The organism is Undibacterium sp. Di26W (assembly GCF_049340265.1).
In the GTDB taxonomy this organism is placed as follows: domain Bacteria; phylum Pseudomonadota; class Gammaproteobacteria; order Burkholderiales; family Burkholderiaceae_D; genus Undibacterium.
Genome location: NZ_JBMPOR010000102.1, coordinates 1 through 255, shown reverse-complemented (window position 1 = coordinate 255; position 255 = coordinate 1). Strand labels below are relative to the sequence as shown.

At 56.5% G+C, this 255-nt stretch carries 1 protein-coding gene; it reads left to right on the top strand.

Features of this window, described 5'->3' with window-relative positions; genetic code table 11:
* Positions 1-255, top strand: a 255-nt coding sequence (locus ACO0LM_RS28830) for a cellulose synthase subunit BcsC-related outer membrane protein (protein ID WP_423042396.1), incomplete at both ends; no start/stop codon positions are given.

The window sequence follows — 255 nt, the reverse complement described above, 5'->3', positions numbered from 1 at the left end:
CTGCGCTACTTCACCTATGGACATGGCGGCTACTTCAGCCCCAAATCCTACGTCTCCGTAGGCATCCCATTTGAAATAGCAGGACGCAAAGGCAAGTTTGCGTATCAACTGGGTACCACACTGGGCCTGCAACACTTCAGAGAACTCGCAGCCCCGTACTACCCGAATTCAGCGGCAGACCAGGCCGAGCTGGAACAATTTGCGGCGGCCAACCCCACCATCAACATCCAGACGACGTATCCGGGGCAAACCCGT